Below are 15,803 nucleotides of genomic sequence, written 5' to 3'. Positions count from 1 at the left end.
CCCACTCAGGTGCTGGGCGCCGTCCCGCTCGCGGGCTCACGGCAAAGGCAGGATGCGAGGGGCGCCGTCGTGCCCGACAGGCCAGGTCATGCTGCGGGTCCGCGTCTTCCGAATGCCACACGCTGCTGGGGCCTGGCTCATCCGAATGGACTGAGAACCAAAGGCGCGAACCGAGAAATCGTTCATGAACGAACACTTTGGATGTATTGCGACGCGCAGTGGAAAGCTCTCCGAGCGATTAAGGTACGCCTCAGCCGATTGACGCCGGCGAGGCCCTGGTTCCAATCCTCCCGAGGCCCATCCGTGCCGCCATTCAGGCAGGGCGGCTGATTTTTCCTCCCTCGCCTTCCGACGAAGGCACGCCCTGTCTTTTCGGGCCTCCCATCCGGGAGGTCCTTTTTTTTGGGCGGGGCCACCGGGCGGTGTTTGCCTGCGACGCGGGAGGTCCATTCTTCGGACCTGCGTGTCGGCCTGCGCCTACAAGTCGGGCGAGCAAAAGCTGAGAAGCTCCACCACCTTTTGTCCGCCCCGGTCCACGGGTCTGCCATGGCAGGCCTGAGCGCGTCCATCCCACTGCATGACTCTGTCCCCCGCCTCTCCCGCGCGCAAGCCATCCCCAGGTCCGGAGTCCGCCGACCTGGCGCGCTGCGAGGACGAGCCGATCCGCATTCCCGGAGCCATCCAGCCGCATGGCCGGCTTCTGGTGATCGACATCGCCACCGGGGGGCAGGTCGCCTGGAGCGCCAACTGGCCGGAGCATGAGCGCCACGCAGCGGTGACAGAGCTGCTGGCCCGCGGCCTGCAGGCCCTGCCGGAACAGGCTTTTCCCGTGCCGCTGGGCAGTTTCGCGGTGGGCGAAGGTGCCCGCATGCAGGCCTCGGCGCATGCGCGCGATGGCCGGCTCATCGTGGAGTTCGAGCCGCCTTATGAAGAGCCGGCCCATGGAAGCACCTCCATCTATACGGTGGCGCGGGCCTTCATGCCGAGGCTGCAGGCCGTGGACAGCATCGAGGACCTTGCCGAGCTGGCCGTCGCCGAGATGAAGCAGCTCAGCGGCTTCGGCCGTTGCCTGCTCTACCGTTTCGACGAGAACGACGATGGTCATGTGCTGGCCGAGGTGGCCGAGGATGGCTACGAGCGCTACACGGGCCACCACTTCCCTGCCGCCGACATTCCGGCGCAGGCGCGCGACCTGTACACGCTCAATCACTTCCGGATCATCCCGGACGCCAACTACACGCCCGTGCCGCTGGTCGGGCCCGGCAGCGAACGGCCCGTGGATCTGTCCCAGTCGGGGCTGCGCAGCGTGTCGCCGGTGCACCTCGAATACATGCGCAACATGGGCACGCTCGCGTCCATGTCGGTGTCGCTGGTGGTGCAGGGGCGCCTGTGGGGCCTGATCTCCTGCCACAACCACCAGCCGCGCCACCTCGCGCCCACGACGCGCCTGGCCTGCGAGCACCTCGGGCGGCTGGTCTCGCTGCAGATCCAGGCCAAGGAAAGCAATGCCTCGGCGGCCCAGCGCCTGGAACTGCGCAAGCTGATCCTGGAGATCGTGTCGCACCTGTCCGATAGCGATGCCAGCCTGCAGCGCCTGCTGGCCGAGCCCGCGCCCCTGCTGCGGCTGGCGCGCGCCGCCGGTGCCGCCGTGGTGCTGGACGACGAGGTCTGGACCACCGGCGAGACGCCACCCAAGTCCGAGGTACTCGCACTGGCGAGCTGGATCGCCGGCCTCGAAGAGCCCGTCTATGCCAACGACGCGCTGAGCCCGCACACGGTGCCGTCCTGGGCTGCCGGGCAGGAGATCGCCGGCTGCCTGGCGGTGTCGATCTCGCAGGTGCACCGGCATCTGGTGCTGTGGTTCCGGCCCGAACATGTGCGCACGATCACCTGGGCGGGCGATCCGCGCAAGGAAGTGCGGCCGGAGGATGGCCGCCTCCATCCGCGGCGCAGTTTTTCCAGCTGGGCGCAGAAGATCCGTGGCCGCAGCCTGTCCTGGACCGCCGAGGAGCGCGCTGCCGCCGACGAACTGCGTCAGGCGCTCATCGGCATCGTGCTGCGGCGCGCCGAGGAGATGGCCGCGGTGGCCACGGAACTCAGTCGCGTCAACCGCGAGCTGGAGGCCTTCTCGTACACCGTCTCGCACGACCTGCGCGCGCCCATGCGCCACATCGCGGGATTCGTCGATCTGGTGGTAGACATGGAGGGGCGCCAGCTCTCCGAACGGGCGCTGCGCTATCTCTCCAACGTCAAGGACGCGGCCGCCTTCGCCGGCGAACTTGTCGACGCGCTGCTGGACTTCTCGCGCATGGGCCGCACCGCGCTCAAGCTGCGGCCGTTGAAGATGGCGGACCTGATCGAAGGGCTGATCCACGAGCTCTCGCGCGGCGACGCGGGCCGGGGTGTGCAGTGGAAGGTCGACGCGCCGCTGCCCGTGCTGGAGGCCGATCCGCTGCTGCTGCAGGTGGCCACGCGCAACCTGCTGGCCAACGCGCTCAAGTACACCCGCGGTGCCAGCCCGGCCGTCATCCAGGTGCGTGCGATCCGGGAGGCGGACGGCAGCGGCATCGAGGTCGAGGACAATGGTGTCGGCTTCGAAATGAAGTACGTGGGCAAGCTCTTCGGCGTGTTCCAGCGGTTGCATGCCGCGGAGGAATTCGAGGGCACCGGCATCGGCCTGGCCAACGTCAAGCGCATCGTCGAGCGTCATGGCGGCCGGGTCTGGGCGCATGGCGAACCCGGACGCGGCGCCCGCTTCGGCTTCGTGCTGCCCCCCCATCCCCCAGGTCCCGCACAGGACGAGCCCGGAGAACTGCATGCTTAAGCCCATCTTGCTGGTCGAGGACGACAAGCGGGATCTCGAACTCACCCTGATGGCGCTCGAACGCAGCCAGTTGGCCAACGAGGTCATCACCGTGCGCGACGGCGCCCAGGCGCTGGCCTACCTCAACCAGGAAGGCGAGTTCGCCGACCGCGGCACGGGCAACCCGGCGGTCATCCTGCTGGACCTCAAGCTGCCCAAGGTCGACGGTCTGGAGGTGCTGGAGCAGGTGCGCGCCAACCCCAGCCTGCGCAGCGTGCCGGTGGTGATGCTCACCTCCTCGCAGCAGGAATCGGACGTGCTGCGCAGTTACGAACTGGGCGTGAACGCCTACGTGGTCAAGCCGGTGGACTTCAAGCAGTTCGTCTCGGCCATTGCCGACCTGGGCGTGTTCTGGGCGGTGCTCAACGAGCCGCCGCCCGGCTCGGTCAAGACCTCGCGCCGCTATGAATGACAGGGCGGCCGCCGGCGTGAGCCCTGGCTCCCGGGTCCCCTCGGCCGGCAGTGGTGCGGCACCCTTGCGCGTGCTGATGCTGGAAGACTCGGTGTTCGATGCCGAACTGCTGATCGAGGCGCTGCTGCGCGCCTATCCGCATGCGCAGATCAAGACCGTGCGCAACGAGGCCGGCTACGCCGCGGCGCTGCAGCAGGAGCGGTTCGAGCTGATCCTGTCCGACTTCGAACTGCCCGGCTATTCGGGCCAGCAGGCGCTCGAGCTGGCGCGCAGCGTGGCGCCGCAGGTGCCCTTCGTCTTCGTCTCGGGGGTGATCGGCGAGGACAACGCCGTCGAGCTGTTGCGCCAGGGCGCCACCGACTACGTGAGCAAGGGTCGCCTGTCGCGCCTGCCCATGGTGGTGGACCGGGCGCTGCGCGAGGTGGCGGTGCGCGATGGCCGGGTACGCGCCGAGCGCGCCCTCCAGGACAACGACCTGCTCTTCGGCCGCCTGGTCGATTCGCTGGCGGACTATGCCGTCGTGCTGCTCGACGCCCAGGCGCGCGTGCTGCGCTGGAACCTGGGCGCCCGGCAGATCCTGGGCTCGAGCGAGCCCGAGGCCCTGGGCCGCGCGCTGCATGAATTCCTCACCAGCCGTGAAGGGCCGCAACCCATGGAGTGGCTCCATGCCAGCTGTGCGGGTGGCAGCTTCAATGCGCAGCTGTGGCTGCAGCCCCTGCACGGCGAGCCCTGCTGGGCCGACGTGGTCGTGGCCTGCCTGGAGGGCGATGCCTCGCGCCACGCAGCGCCCTTGGCCACCAGCCGCGTGCGCTACTGCCTGATCATCCGCGACCGCACTGCCGAGCACCGCAATGCCGAGGCCCTGCGCGCGGCCGTCGCCCAGGCCGAGGCCGCACACGAAGAGATGGCGCGCGCCAACGAGGCCAAGGACCGGTTCCTGGCCATCGTGTCGCACGAGCTGCGCAACCCGCTGGCGGCCATTTCCTTCGCTGCCCAGTTGCTGCAGCGCCTGGCGACCGTGCCCGAGCGCCACAAGGACCTGATCCCCGGCATCCGCCGCAACGTCGAACTGGAGGCGCGCCTCATCGACGACCTGCTGGATGTCTCCACCATCACGAGCGGCAAGCTCAGCCTGCGCGCCGACCGGCTCGACGCGGCCGCGCTGCCCGCCGAGGTCGGCGAGATGATGCGCGGCGCGCTGGCCGAAAAGAAGCTCAAGCTCAGCATGCGCGGCGTGTCCGAAGGCGCCTGGGTGCGGGCCGATGCCGCGCGCATCAAGCAGGTCATCGCCAACCTGCTGCGCAACGCCATCAAGTTCAGCCCGTCGGGCGCCGCCATCCGGCTGGAGTCCGAGGTGAAGGACGGGCAGTTCGTGGTCCGCGTCGTCGACCACGGCATTGGCATCGCGCCCGATGCGATGGAGCGCATCTTCAAGGCCTTCGAGCAGGCCGACCGCGAGGTGGCGCGTCAGTTCGGCGGACTGGGCCTGGGCCTGGCCATCGCACGGCATCTGGTCATCGAACATGGGGGCATGCTCACCGCCACCAGTGCCGGGCCAGGGCAGGGCGCGACCTTCGAGATGCGCCTGCCACTGGCCGACCGTGAGGAGACCCAGCCGCTGCGTGCCGCGCCCAGCCCGCCGCCGCCGCCCGCCGCCGCCCAGGGCGCCCGCGTGCTGATGGTGGAGGACAACCGCCAGGCGGCCGAGCTGCTGATGCTCTTCCTGCAGGACTACGGTTACGCCATCACCCATGCCGCGTCGGTGGCCGAGGGCCTGGCCTGCGCCGCGCAGAAGGAATTCGACATCGTGCTGACCGACCTGGGCCTGCCAGACGGCAGTGGCGTGGAGATCGGCCGGGCCCTGGGTGCCCGCCTGCCGGTGGTGGCGCTCAGCGGCTATGGCAGCCCCATCGACCGCCAGCGCACCCAGGCTGCCGGCTTCGCGGCGCACCTGATCAAGCCGGCCGACCCCGAGGTCGTGCACGAGACGCTGCAGGCTGCGTTGCATCGCAGCTGAACGTCGAAGGTCGGTGGCGTGGGATGCCGGGACCGTGCCGCCCCCGCGCGGGGCGCCGCGTGCCGGTACCGCCCGGCAGCACCGGTCGGCCTGCGCCGCCGCTCAGCCTTGGACGGTCACCGGCGGCAGACTTCCACCGTCCTTGAGGGGCACGGCCAGGTCGGCCAGCAGCGGCAGCGCCTGACGGGCTGCGCGCTCGCCCTCGGCGATGGCCGGTGCGGCGCGGTGGAAGTCCATCGCCGCGATGTCCGACAGGCGTGGGCGCACCAGCACATCGGCCGGCTCGCCGGCCATGCGGCTCTGGGTGATGCGCACCTGCATGATGTTCAGGCTGGTGCCCAGCACGTCGAGCAGCGAGGGCATCTCCGTCGTGCTGCCGGCCGGCGCGCGCGGCGCGGGCCGCAGCTTGCCCAGCACCGTTGCGAGGACGCCGGCCGCAGCCGGCGGCGCCGCCGTCACCGCACTGCCGGCGGCCTCCTGCGCATCGGGTGAGGCCGTGCGGTTGCGCCGGCCGATCAGGTCCCAGTTGAGGTCCACCGCGATCACCAGGTCGGCACCCATGGCGCGGCACAGCGAGACCGGGATCGGGTTGACCAGCCCGCCGTCCACCAGCAGGCGGTCATCCTGCTGCGTCGGTGTGAACAGACCGGGCAGGGCCATCGAGGCGCGCACCGCATCGATCACGGGGCCCTCGCGCAGCCACACCTCGCGGCCGGTGGCCAGCTCGGTGGCGACGCAACCGAAGGCGCGCGGCAGGTCGGCGAAGTCCGGGTCCTGCGAATGCTCGCGGAAGAACTTGAGCAGCTTGCCGCCTTCGATCAGCCCCCCGCCCATCTTCAGGTCCAGCATGCCCACCGCGCCCTGCCAGGTGAGCTTGCGCACCCAGCCTTCCAGCCAGTCCAGCTGACCCGCGGCATAGATGGCGCCCACCAGCGCGCCGATGGAGGTGCCACAGACCACATCGGGCGCATAGCCCGCCTCTTCGAGCGCGCGGATCACCCCGATGTGCGACCAGCCCCGCGCCGAGCCGCTGCCCAGCGCCAGGCCGATGCGGGGCCGCCGTGGCATCAGAAGTCCACCAGGCTCACGCCGAGGGACAACACGGTTCGCTTGCGGTTGTAGTCGACCAGCGTGTCGCCGTAGCCATGGAACAGCTGCAGGTGGAAGCGCAGGTCGCTCTTGGCCGGATCGCCGATGGCGCGCAGCCATTCGAGCCGCACCGAGCCCTTGCCGCTGCCGCCGAGCATGCCGCGCACGGTGCCACGCAGGGTGTTCACCGGGTCCATGTTCCAGGTGCCGATGATCTCGCTGTGGCCAAGGTACTTGGTGATGTCGGGGTTGTCGTCGTCGGCGGCGCTCTCGTGGATGCGCTGCCACACGCGCGCCGTGATGGCGAAGCGGTTGTCCAGCTCCACGCCACCCATCAGGTAGACGCGGTTCCAGCTGCGCGACAGCGGCAGGCTCTGGCCGTTCGACTGGTGCACGAGCCCAAGGCCTGCGTAGCGCCAGCGCCAGCCGCCAGGCAGGTTCAGGTCGAGGGGATAGGCATACATGAGCTCGGGCTCATGGTCCGTGGTGCGGAAGGGCCGCGACAGGTCCGAGTTGAAGACCTGCCACGTGGACTGCTGCGTGTAGCCGAACCACAGCGAATCGCGGCGCAGCGGGTCACCGCGCGTGAGCAGGCCTTCGGCCAGCTTGGTGCGCACCGACAGGCCGATGCGCATCTCGGTCGGCTGGTAGGCCATGGCCGTGCCGGTGTGCCCTTCGGCGGGCGAGGTGGGCGTCTGTGGCCGGCCGTCGGCGGCCGAAATCGACACGTTCAGCGGCCGGTAGCCGCGGAAGGTGAAGGTGCCGCAGCTGCTGCCTTCCTCCAGCTCCCAGAAACGCGAGAGCACCGAGTACTGGCGGTCGCGGCAGCCTTCGGTGTCGGCCACGGCGATCACGCGGGTGGCGGGCTGGGCCACGTCCACCGGCTTGTCGACGGCGGGCGCATCCGGTGGCTGGGCTGCGGCGAGCGCCGGCGGTGCCGGTGGCAGCGCGGCGGCAGGCGCCTGCTGCTGCAATGCCCAGCGGTCGAAGCAGGCCAGCCGCGCGGCATTGTCCTGGTCCAGGCGGGCGCATTGCTGCCAGGTGAGCTGGGCCCCGGCCAGAGGGCTCGGCGGCAGGCCGGGCGCGGGGGCGGACTGCGCGGGGGCGCGGGACTGAGCCTGTGCGGCCAGCGGGGCCGTCAGGGCGGCCAACGCCAGGATGCTCAGGGTGAGGGGCGTTTGCGCAGGGCGACGGGCACGCTCTGCTCGGTGGCGGTATTGCGCCATGTTCCAGTGAACTCCTTGCCGCATGAGGCGGGCTGCAGGTCTGCGGTCCAGACCGCGCTGATCGTGCGGCCGTCCCGTGATTCGTCGAGGCTGAGCTGGCCGTCAGGGTTGATGTCTCCGGCCAGCTGGGCCAGCGGAGCGCCGGCTCTGGCGATGGTGCCGCGCACGCTGCCTGCGTATTCCGGATGAGGGCGCAGTTCGACGTCGGCCACGGCCGCGTCGGGTTGAAAGCGCGCATCCCACCAGCCGTACAGGTCCGAGGGCTTCATGTCACTGGCCGTCGCAGGGCAGCCCGGAGGCACGCGCGTGCCCGCACAGCCGGCAACGGCCAGCGCGATCAACAGGGGCGACAACAGGCGCATCGAAGGCTCCGGGAGGGCAATCTCAGTTGGACGGTTCGGCAGCCGCGGCTGCCGCGCGGCGGGCGAACTCTGCCCGCAGCGCCTTGAGTTTCTCGCGCGGGTCTTCCTTGGCGGTCGTCTTGTCGAGCGCCATCTCGGCGATGAAGCGGCTGGGCGCGGCCTGCACCATCTCGCGGCCCTTCTTGCGGCGTTTCATCCAGCTCACGGCCAGCGTGCGCTGCGCGCGGGTGATGCCCACGTACATCAGGCGGCGCTCTTCCTGCAGGCGCTCGGCGATGTTCTCCGTGACCTTCTCCTGCCGGCCTTCGTCGTCGTCCAGCTTGAAGGGCAGCAGGCCCTCGTTTACGCCGACCAGCATCACGTGCGGCCACTCCAGGCCCTTGGAGGCATGCAGGGTGGAGAGCGTGAGCACGTTCTGGTCCTGCTCGCGCTCGCTGATGGTGGACAGCAGCGAGATGGTCTGCGCGACTTCCAGCAGGCTCTTGGCCTCGGGGCCGCTGGTGGCGCCGGAGGCGTCCTCCACCTGGCCGCCGCATCGCTGCGACATCCAGTCGCAGAACTCCAGCACGTTGGTCCAGCGGCTGGCCGCGGCCTGCTCGCTGTCCTCGCCGTCGTAGAGGTGCTTCTCGTACTCGATGTCCTTGAGCCAGTCCGTCAGGAAGGCCCGCGCGCCCTCGGCGCCGATGGTGTGGCGGGCGCGGTATTCGAGGTCGTTGATGTAGCGGCCGAACTCGTGCAGCCCCTCGATGCCGCGCTTGGGTACCGCGCTGGGCAGCGAGGGCGAGAACAGCGCCTCGAACAGGCTGATCTTGTACTGGCTGGCGAACACGCCCAGCTGCTGCAGCGTGGTGTGGCCGATGCCGCGCTTGGGCGTGGTCACGGCGCGCAGGAAGGCCGGGTCGTCGTCGTTGTTGACCCACAGCCGGAACCAGCCGCACAGGTCCTTGATCTCGGCGCGGTCGAAGAAGCTCTGGCCGCCCGACACCTTGTACGGGATGTTGGCGCGGCGCAGCGCCTGCTCGAAGATGCGCGCCTGGTGGTTGGCGCGGTAGAGGATGGCGAAGTCGCGCCATTCCTTGTGCGTGGAGCTTTCGCGCAGGCCCTGGATGCGGGCCACCGTGCGCTCGGCCTCGTGCTGCTCGTTGTCGCAGTCCACCACGCGCACCGGCTCGCCCTCGCCCAGCTCGCTGAACAGCGTCTTGGGAAAGAGCTTGGGATTGGGCCCGATCACGTTGTTGGCCGCGCGCAGGATGGCGCTGGTGGAGCGGTAGTTCTGCTCCAGCTTGATGACCTTGAGCTGCGGATAGTCGATCGGCAGCTTCTTGAGGTTGTCCAGCGTGGCGCCGCGCCAGCCGTAGATGGACTGGTCGTCGTCGCCCACCGCGGTGAAGCGGCCGCGCTCGCCGGCCAGCAGCTTGAGCACCTCGTACTGCGTGGCGTTGGTGTCCTGGTATTCGTCCACCAGGATGTGGCCCAGCAGCTTCTGCCACTTCTCGCGCACCGCCTCGTGCTTGTGCAGCAACTGCAGCGGCATGCCGATCAGGTCGTCGAAGTCCACGCTCTGGTAGGCCGTCAGCCGCTCCTCGTAGCGGGCCATGATCTTGGCGGTGATGCGCTCGTTGTCGTCCACCGCCTGGGCCTCGGCCTCGGCCGAATTGAGGCCCATGTTCTTCCACTTGCTGATCGTCCACTGCCAGGTGCGGGCGGTGGCCGTGTCGGTGGTGCCGCCGGCGTCCTTGAGGATCTTGGTGACGTCGTCCGCGTCCAGGATGCTGAACTGCGGCTTGAGGCCGAGCACGCCGCCGTCCTCGCGCATCATGCGCACGCCCAGGGCGTGGAAGGTGCACACCACCACCTGCTTGGCGTCGCGGCCGATCAGGCCCTTGGCCCGCTCGCGCATCTCGGCCGCCGCCTTGTTGGTGAAGGTGATGGCCGCGATGCGCTTGGGCTCCAGGCCGGCCTGGATCAGGCGCGCGATCTTGTGGGTGATCACCCGCGTCTTGCCCGAACCCGCGCCGGCGAGCACCAGGCAGGGCCCGTGGAGGTAGTTGACCGCTTCCTGCTGGGCGAGATTGAGGCCGGAGGACATGGCGAGAAGGGGGGAGGGCTGCACGCGCCGCGACGCTGGATCGGCCGGACGCAAAAGCGCGCAATGATACTGGCGGGGGGCCTGCGAGGAGAATGCGCGGTCGTGCTCGCCGTCTTTGCCGCCACCTTCCCCTTCTTCGCGCTCATCGCCTTGGGCTATCTGGCCGCCCGGCGCGGCCTGATGCCGCTGGAGGCGATTCCGGGCCTGAACGTCTTCGTCCTCTACTTCGCGCTGCCTTGCATGCTGTTCCGCTTCGCGGCCGGTACGCCGCTGGCGCAGCTGCTCGACGCGCGCGTGGCGCTGGTGTGGGGCGTGGCCGCCCTGGCCATGGTCGCGCTGGCCACCGCCACCGCGCGGCGCGCCGGCCACAGCTGGAACGACGCCGCCTTCGGTGCGCTGGTGGCGGCCTTCCCCAATACCGGCTTCATGGGCGTGCCCTTGCTCGCGGCCTTGATGGGGCCGGCGGTGGCGGGCCCGGTGATCGTCACCATCGCCTTCGACATGGTCCTGACCTCCTCGCTGTGCATCGCGCTGTCGCGGCTCGATGTGCACGAGGGCGGCGCGGCGGCGCAGGCCGTGCGGCGCGCGCTGGGGGGCATCGTGCGCAATCCCATGCCCTGGTCGATGGTGCTGGGCGCGGTGGCCTCGGCACTGCAGTGGAAGCTGCCCGCGCCAGTCGATCGCACGGTGGGCATGTTGGCGGATGCGGCATCGCCGGCGGCGCTGTTCACCATCGGTGCGGTGCTGGCCCGCTCCGCCTTGCGGGCGCGGGACGAGGGCGCGCAGGCGCCGTGGGGTGTGGCGCTGCGTGACCTGCTGCCGGTGGTCGGCTTCAAGCTGGTCGTCCACCCGCTGCTGATCGTCGGTCTGGTGGCAGCGCTGGCAGCGGCCGGCACCGGGCTCTTGCCGCTGGCCGGCGCTGCCCTGGTGTTGACGGCGGCACTGCCCAGCGCCAGCAACGTCTCGATGCTGGCCGAGCGCTATGGCGCCGACACCGGCCGGGTGGCGCGCATCATCCTGTGGACCACCGTGGTGGCGTTCCTGAGCTTTCCGCTGGCCGTGGCCTGGGTGCGCTGAGCACCGGCCGGGCCGTTCGCCATAGGCCGTTCGACCCTGCAGGCATGCGCGATATTCCTACGCCGCGCCTGCGGCACACCGCCTAATGTGAGCGCATGTTTCCGAGGTTCTGATCATGCAGACATGGGTTCGCGTGATGGTCGCCGTGGCGGCGCTGGCCGCGGTGGGTGCAATGGCAATGCATGGCCAGGTGCGTTGGGCCGCCGCCCTGCTTGCGGCCGCGGGTGTGCTGCTCGCGCTTGGCGCGTGGGCAGGCCGACTGCGGTCGACGCGTCGCCGCGTGCTCTCCTATGTGCAGGTCATCAAGCCACCCATCGGACACGTCGAGCATCGACAGGCCTGAGCCTGTGCTCAGATGCTTTGTGGATCCACGTCCACCAGCCACCGAATGATTCCCTGGCCCTCCGGGCTGCGCCTGAGCGCATGCAGCCGCGGATGCCAGTGCGCCAGCAGGCGCTGCAGCGCCATGCGCGATTCGCTCTCCACCAGCATCTGTGCCCGTTCCACATTGGCCACCCGCTGGATGGCCAGCGGCACGGCCGGGTAGCGCTGCACGGCCGCCGCTTCCGGCAGGTCGTCGACGGCCGCGCTCGCTGCTGTCAGGAAGGCCTGCGCCGCCTCCTGCGTGCGCGCATCGGCGCGAAGCAGGGCCTGGAAGGCGAAGGGCGGAAGGCTCGCGGCGCGACGCTCCTCCAGTTGCTGCTCGGCAAATGCCGCGTAGTCGTGCCGGCGCAGCGCGGCGAACAGCGGATGCTGCGGGTGGAAGGTCTGGATCCACATCTCCGCCCGGCTGCCTTGCGCTGCCAGCCATGCGCTGTCGCGTCCCGCGCGCCCGCCGGACTGCATCAGCAGTGAAAACAGCCGCTCCGGCGCGCGGAAGTCGCTGGAGAACAGCGCGCCGTCCGGGTTGATGGCCGCCACCAGCGTGACGCGGCGGAAGTCGTGGCCCTTGGCGATCATCTGCGTGCCCACCAGCACGTCCACGGCACCATCGTGGACCTGTGCCAGTTGACGGGACAGCGCGCCTTCGAGCCGGGTGCTGTCGGCGTCGATACGGGCGATGCGCACCGGTCCACGGCCTTGCGCCTCGGGCCGCCGCACGCCGGCCAGCAGCTCGGCCAGTTCCTCTTCCAGCCGCTCGGTGCCGCGACCCACGGGCGCGATGTCCAGGTTGCCGCAGGTCGGGCAGGCGCGTGGGACGCGCTCGGCAAAGCCGCAATGGTGGCAGCGCAGGCTGCGGTCGATCTTGTGGAAGACGCGGTAGGCGCTGCAGTGTGGGCATTCGCTCTTCCACTCGCAGGCGCTGCAGGCCAGCACCGGCGCGTAGCCACGGCGATTGAGCAGCAGCATGCTCTGTTCGCCGCGCGCCACGCGCTGGGCGATGGCGTCCATCAGCCCCGCGCTGAGTCGGGTGCGCGGCGGCTGCAGGTTCATGTCCACCAGGCGCACGGTGGGCAATGCGCCGGCCCCGACGCGGCTGGGCATGGCCAGCCGCCGGTAGCGGCCCCCGGCATCGCCGTCCGATGGGGGGCGACTGCCCCACCAGCTCTCCAGGGAGGGGGTGGCCGAGCCAAGCAGCACCCTGGCCCCTTCGCGCCGGCCTCGCCAGACGGCGAGGTCGCGGGCGGAATAGCGGGCGCCCTCCTGCTGCTTGTAGCTGGGGTCATGCTCCTCGTCGACCACGATCAGCGCCAGCTTCGGCAGGCTGGCGAAGATGGCCATGCGCGTGCCCAGCACGATGCGGGCGCGCCCGAGGTGCGCCGCCAGCCAGCTGCCCAGACGCTGCGGATTCGTCAGGCCGCTGTGCATCGACACCACGGCGCCGGCGCCATACACGGGCGCAAAGCGGGCGACGAAGCGGGCCTCCAGCTGGGGCGTGAGGTTGATCTCGGGCACCATGACCAGCGCCTGCGCCTCGGGGTCGGCGGCCAGCAGTTCGGCCACGGTCTGCAGGTAGACCTCGGTCTTGCCGCTGCCCGTACTCCCGTGCAGCAGGAAGGCACCGGCGTCGCCCGCGCGCAGCTCGGCCAGCACGGCGGCCTGTTCCGGGGTGGGCGCGCGGGGCACGTCACCCTCGGCCACGGTGGGCGAGGTCTTGGCCTTGCGGGCCAGGCGCCGCGCGAGTTGCTCGGCACCCAGCTCCCGCAACTGCGGCGGCAGGCCGGCGAGTGCCACTTCGCCGATGGCACGCTGGTAGTAGCGCGCCGCGAAGGCCACCAGGTCGCGCCAGCCGGCGGACAGCGGCGGCAGCCCCTCGAGCACGGCGGTCACGTCGCGCAGCGTGGCACCTTCAGGCGCCTGTGCGGCCTCTCCCCAGACCACGCCGAGCACCTCGCGCTGCCCCAGCGGCACGCGCACGAGCGCCCCGGCCGGCAGGGGATGCGGGGCCATGTAAGTCAAAGGTTCGGCAATGCCGCTGTGGGCGGGCGTCTGCACCGCCACCTGGACGCGGATGCGGCTTTGGGCGGCTTCTTTCATGCTTGTTTCAAGAAGCAACAGCTAAGTAGTTGATTCGTGTGGGGTTTGGCAGTCATCCAGCGTTGCTGTGGATAACTTTGTTGATAGGCGGCTGCGAAAGCCTCCGAAGCCCGTCGAATCAAGGGCTTGGCCAAGATGCCCACAAAAAAGGCATTTAGCCGATCCGAGGAAAATCAAGGACTTAGCGGGGCGGGTCTGCGGTTCAGGCCGACTGCGAGGCGCTTCAACGTTTGGCGCACCGCAGCACGAACTTTGTGCATAAGTGATGCCCCGGGGGCTTGACAAAGGGCGAATCCGCTGCCGGCGCCCTGTTCATGCGGCTTCACGCGGGTTCAGCCCGCGCGTTGGGCCCGCGAATGCCGATGTACCGCCTCCACCAGCGCTGCCACATGCTCCGGGGGAGTGAACTGACTGATGCCATGGCCGAGGTTGAAGATGTGCGTCGGGCCGGTGGTCGCCGCATCCCGATGCGGCGCGCCGAAGCGGTCGAGCAAGCGCACGGCTTCGGCCGCGACCCGGCCGGGCGGCGCGAACAACACGTTCGGGTCCAGGTTGCCCTGCAGCGCCTTGCCGCCCGGGCCTTCGCCCACACGGGCGCGTGCCAGGGCCAGGTCCACCGTCCAGTCGAGGCCCAGCACCTCGCAGTCGAGCGTCGCCATCGCCTCCAGCCACAGGCCGCCGCCCTTGGTGAAGACGATGCGCGGCACACGCTGGCCGTCCGCGCCCTCGCGCTTGAGCTGGGACAGGACGCGGGCCGTGTAGGCCAGGCTGAATTCCTGGAAGGCGCCGTCGGCCAGCGCACCGCCCCAGCTGTCGAACACCATCACCGCCTGCGCGCCGGCGTCGATCTGGGCGTTGAGGTAGGCCGCCACGGCGTCGGCGTTGACGGCCAGCATGCGGTGCATCAGGTCCGGGCGGCCGTACATCAGCGCCTTGGCATGCCGCCAGTCGCTGGAGCCGCTGCCTTCGACCATGTAGCAGGCCAGCGTCCACGGGCTGCCCGAGAAGCCGATCAGTGGAACGCGGCCCGCCAGCGCGCGGCGGATCGAGGCGACCGCGTCGAACACATAGCGCAGGCGCTCCAGGTCGGGCACCTGCAGGGCGTCGACCGCCGCCTCGTCGCGCACGGTGCGCGCGAAGCGTGGGCCCTCGCCGGCCTCGAAGGACAGTCCCAGGCCCATCGCATCGGGCACGGTCAGGATGTCGGAGAACAGGATCGCCGCGTCCAGCGGAAAGCGGTCCAGGGGTTGCAGCGTGACCTCGGTCGCGTAGTCGACGTTGGTGGCCAGGCCCATGAAGCTGCCGGCCCGGGCGCGTGTGGCGACGTACTCCGGCAGGTAGCGGCCGGCCTGGCGCATCAGCCAGATGGGCGTGTGGTCGGTGGCCTGACGCCAGCAGGCGCGCAGGAAGCTGTCGTTCTGGAGAGGGGCGAAGGGCATCGCTGGATTGTCGCAGCGGTGCCGCCGCCCGTGCCTTGGCTCAACTCGTTCGGTACTTGATCGAGCAACCGTAGGGCTTCGTGCTCGCCGCCGAGATCGGGCGCCCGCCAAAGGCATCGGCCAACGCCTGATTCACATAGTTGGTCGCGGTCCTGATGTCGTCGGGCCGGGCCGAGGCGATGCTGTCGATGCCACCGGCATACACCAGCACACCCTTGGGATCGATGATGAACAGGTGCGGCGTGGTCCGTGCGCCATAGGCCTGGCCCACGATGCCGTCCTCGTCCATGAGCACGGCGGTGGGGGCGCCCGACTGTGCCTTCATCCACGCGGCCAGTTCGGCCGGCGGCAGGTAGTCGCTGGCGGCGCGCTCGGTGGAATTGATGGCCAGCCAGACCGCGCCCCGCGCGGTGGCGGCCTTCTGGGTGGCCGGCATGTTGCCGCTGCCGTAGTGCTTGCGCACGAAGGGGCAGCCGGGGTTGGTCCATTCGAGCACCACGTACTTGCCGGCGAAATCGGACAGCTGGTGACGCTGGCCGTTGGTGTCCACGGCGACGAAGTCGGGCGCCTTCTGGCCCACCGTCGGGGCGGCATGGGCCTGGGCGTTGATCAGCAGGCTGGCGCCCAGGGCCATGGCGGCCGTCATGACGGCGCGGCGGGAAGCACGGGAGAGGGCGGCACGGGCTGCGCGGACATTGCGCGCGGCGCGCTCGGTGCGCGAAAGGTTGGATGGCGACGGCGAGGTCGACAT

12 protein-coding genes are annotated in these 15,803 nt (G+C 70.0%); 5 read left to right on the top strand and 7 right to left on the bottom strand.

From position 1 onward, the window contains the following. Positions 1-577: 577 nt before the first annotated feature. The 3 genes from BXA03_RS24035 to BXA03_RS24025 are packed head-to-tail and all read left to right on the top strand — an operon-like array spanning position 578 to position 5,292. Positions 578-2,824: an ATP-binding protein gene (locus BXA03_RS24035; RefSeq protein WP_076511711.1), complete on the top strand. Its 2,247-nt coding sequence runs from the start codon at positions 578-580 to the stop codon at positions 2,822-2,824. Beyond that, a complete protein-coding gene (locus tag BXA03_RS24030; RefSeq protein ID WP_017758603.1) occupies positions 2,817-3,275 on the top strand; it encodes a response regulator in 459 nt (152 codons plus the stop codon). The genes BXA03_RS24035 and BXA03_RS24030 overlap by 8 nt, the downstream gene beginning before the upstream one ends. Continuing rightward, positions 3,268-5,292, top strand: coding sequence for a hybrid sensor histidine kinase/response regulator (locus tag BXA03_RS24025; RefSeq protein WP_083716397.1), 2,025 nt, complete (start codon positions 3,268-3,270; stop codon positions 5,290-5,292). Before BXA03_RS24030 ends, BXA03_RS24025 begins: the two co-directional genes overlap by 8 nt. A gap of 102 nt (positions 5,293-5,394) precedes the next feature. Here the strand turns inward: BXA03_RS24025 and BXA03_RS24020 are convergent, their stop codons facing one another. The 4 genes from BXA03_RS24020 to BXA03_RS24005 are packed head-to-tail and all read right to left on the bottom strand — an operon-like array spanning position 5,395 to position 10,058. Then, complete coding sequence (locus tag BXA03_RS24020; protein ID WP_076511709.1) at positions 5,395-6,360, bottom strand: patatin-like phospholipase family protein; 966 nt, start codon at positions 6,358-6,360, stop codon at positions 5,395-5,397. Next, positions 6,360-7,607 (bottom strand): phospholipase A, encoded by a 1,248-nt coding sequence (locus tag BXA03_RS24015; RefSeq protein WP_143476433.1) that lies wholly within the window; start codon positions 7,605-7,607, stop codon positions 6,360-6,362. The genes BXA03_RS24020 and BXA03_RS24015 overlap by 1 nt, the downstream gene beginning before the upstream one ends. Then, positions 7,544-7,969 (bottom strand): hypothetical protein, encoded by a 426-nt coding sequence (locus tag BXA03_RS24010; RefSeq protein ID WP_076511707.1) that lies wholly within the window; start codon positions 7,967-7,969, stop codon positions 7,544-7,546. Before BXA03_RS24010 ends, BXA03_RS24015 begins: the two co-directional genes overlap by 64 nt. 22 nt (positions 7,970-7,991) lie before the next feature. Next, a complete protein-coding gene (locus BXA03_RS24005) occupies positions 7,992-10,058 on the bottom strand; it encodes an ATP-dependent helicase (RefSeq protein ID WP_076511706.1) in 2,067 nt (688 codons plus the stop codon). 102 nt (positions 10,059-10,160) lie between these two features. Between BXA03_RS24005 and BXA03_RS24000 the strand changes: the two genes are divergently transcribed. Together BXA03_RS24000 and BXA03_RS23995 are read left to right on the top strand one after the other, a co-directional pair. Beyond that, the gene (locus BXA03_RS24000) at positions 10,161-11,135 is read left to right on the top strand and encodes an AEC family transporter (protein ID WP_076511705.1); all 975 of its coding nucleotides are present in this window, start codon (positions 10,161-10,163) and stop codon (positions 11,133-11,135) included. A gap of 115 nt (positions 11,136-11,250) precedes the next feature. Beyond that, positions 11,251-11,478, top strand: coding sequence for a hypothetical protein (locus BXA03_RS23995; RefSeq protein WP_143476432.1), 228 nt, complete (start codon positions 11,251-11,253; stop codon positions 11,476-11,478). An 8-nt stretch (positions 11,479-11,486) separates the two neighbouring features. On the opposite strand, the gene priA is transcribed toward BXA03_RS23995, so the two are convergent. The 3 genes from priA to BXA03_RS23980 all read right to left on the bottom strand — a co-directional run bounded on the left by priA (position 11,487) and on the right by BXA03_RS23980 (position 15,803). Further along, positions 11,487-13,613 (bottom strand): replication restart helicase PriA, encoded by a 2,127-nt coding sequence (gene priA / locus BXA03_RS23990; RefSeq protein ID WP_200803427.1) that lies wholly within the window; start codon positions 13,611-13,613, stop codon positions 11,487-11,489. A gap of 332 nt (positions 13,614-13,945) precedes the next feature. Next, entirely contained in the window at positions 13,946-15,052 is a 1,107-nt protein-coding gene (gene hemE, locus BXA03_RS23985; RefSeq protein ID WP_076511703.1) for a uroporphyrinogen decarboxylase, read from the bottom strand. A gap of 40 nt (positions 15,053-15,092) precedes the next feature. Then, on the bottom strand, positions 15,093-15,803 hold the full coding sequence (locus BXA03_RS23980) for a thioredoxin family protein (RefSeq protein ID WP_083716394.1): 711 nt from the start codon (positions 15,801-15,803) through the stop codon (positions 15,093-15,095).

It is taken from the genome of Pseudacidovorax sp. RU35E, assembly GCF_900156165.1.
Lineage (GTDB): Bacteria > Pseudomonadota > Gammaproteobacteria > Burkholderiales > Burkholderiaceae_C > Xenophilus.
Note: the sequence above shows the minus strand (reverse complement) of the source record. Positions and strands in the feature narration are given on the sequence as shown.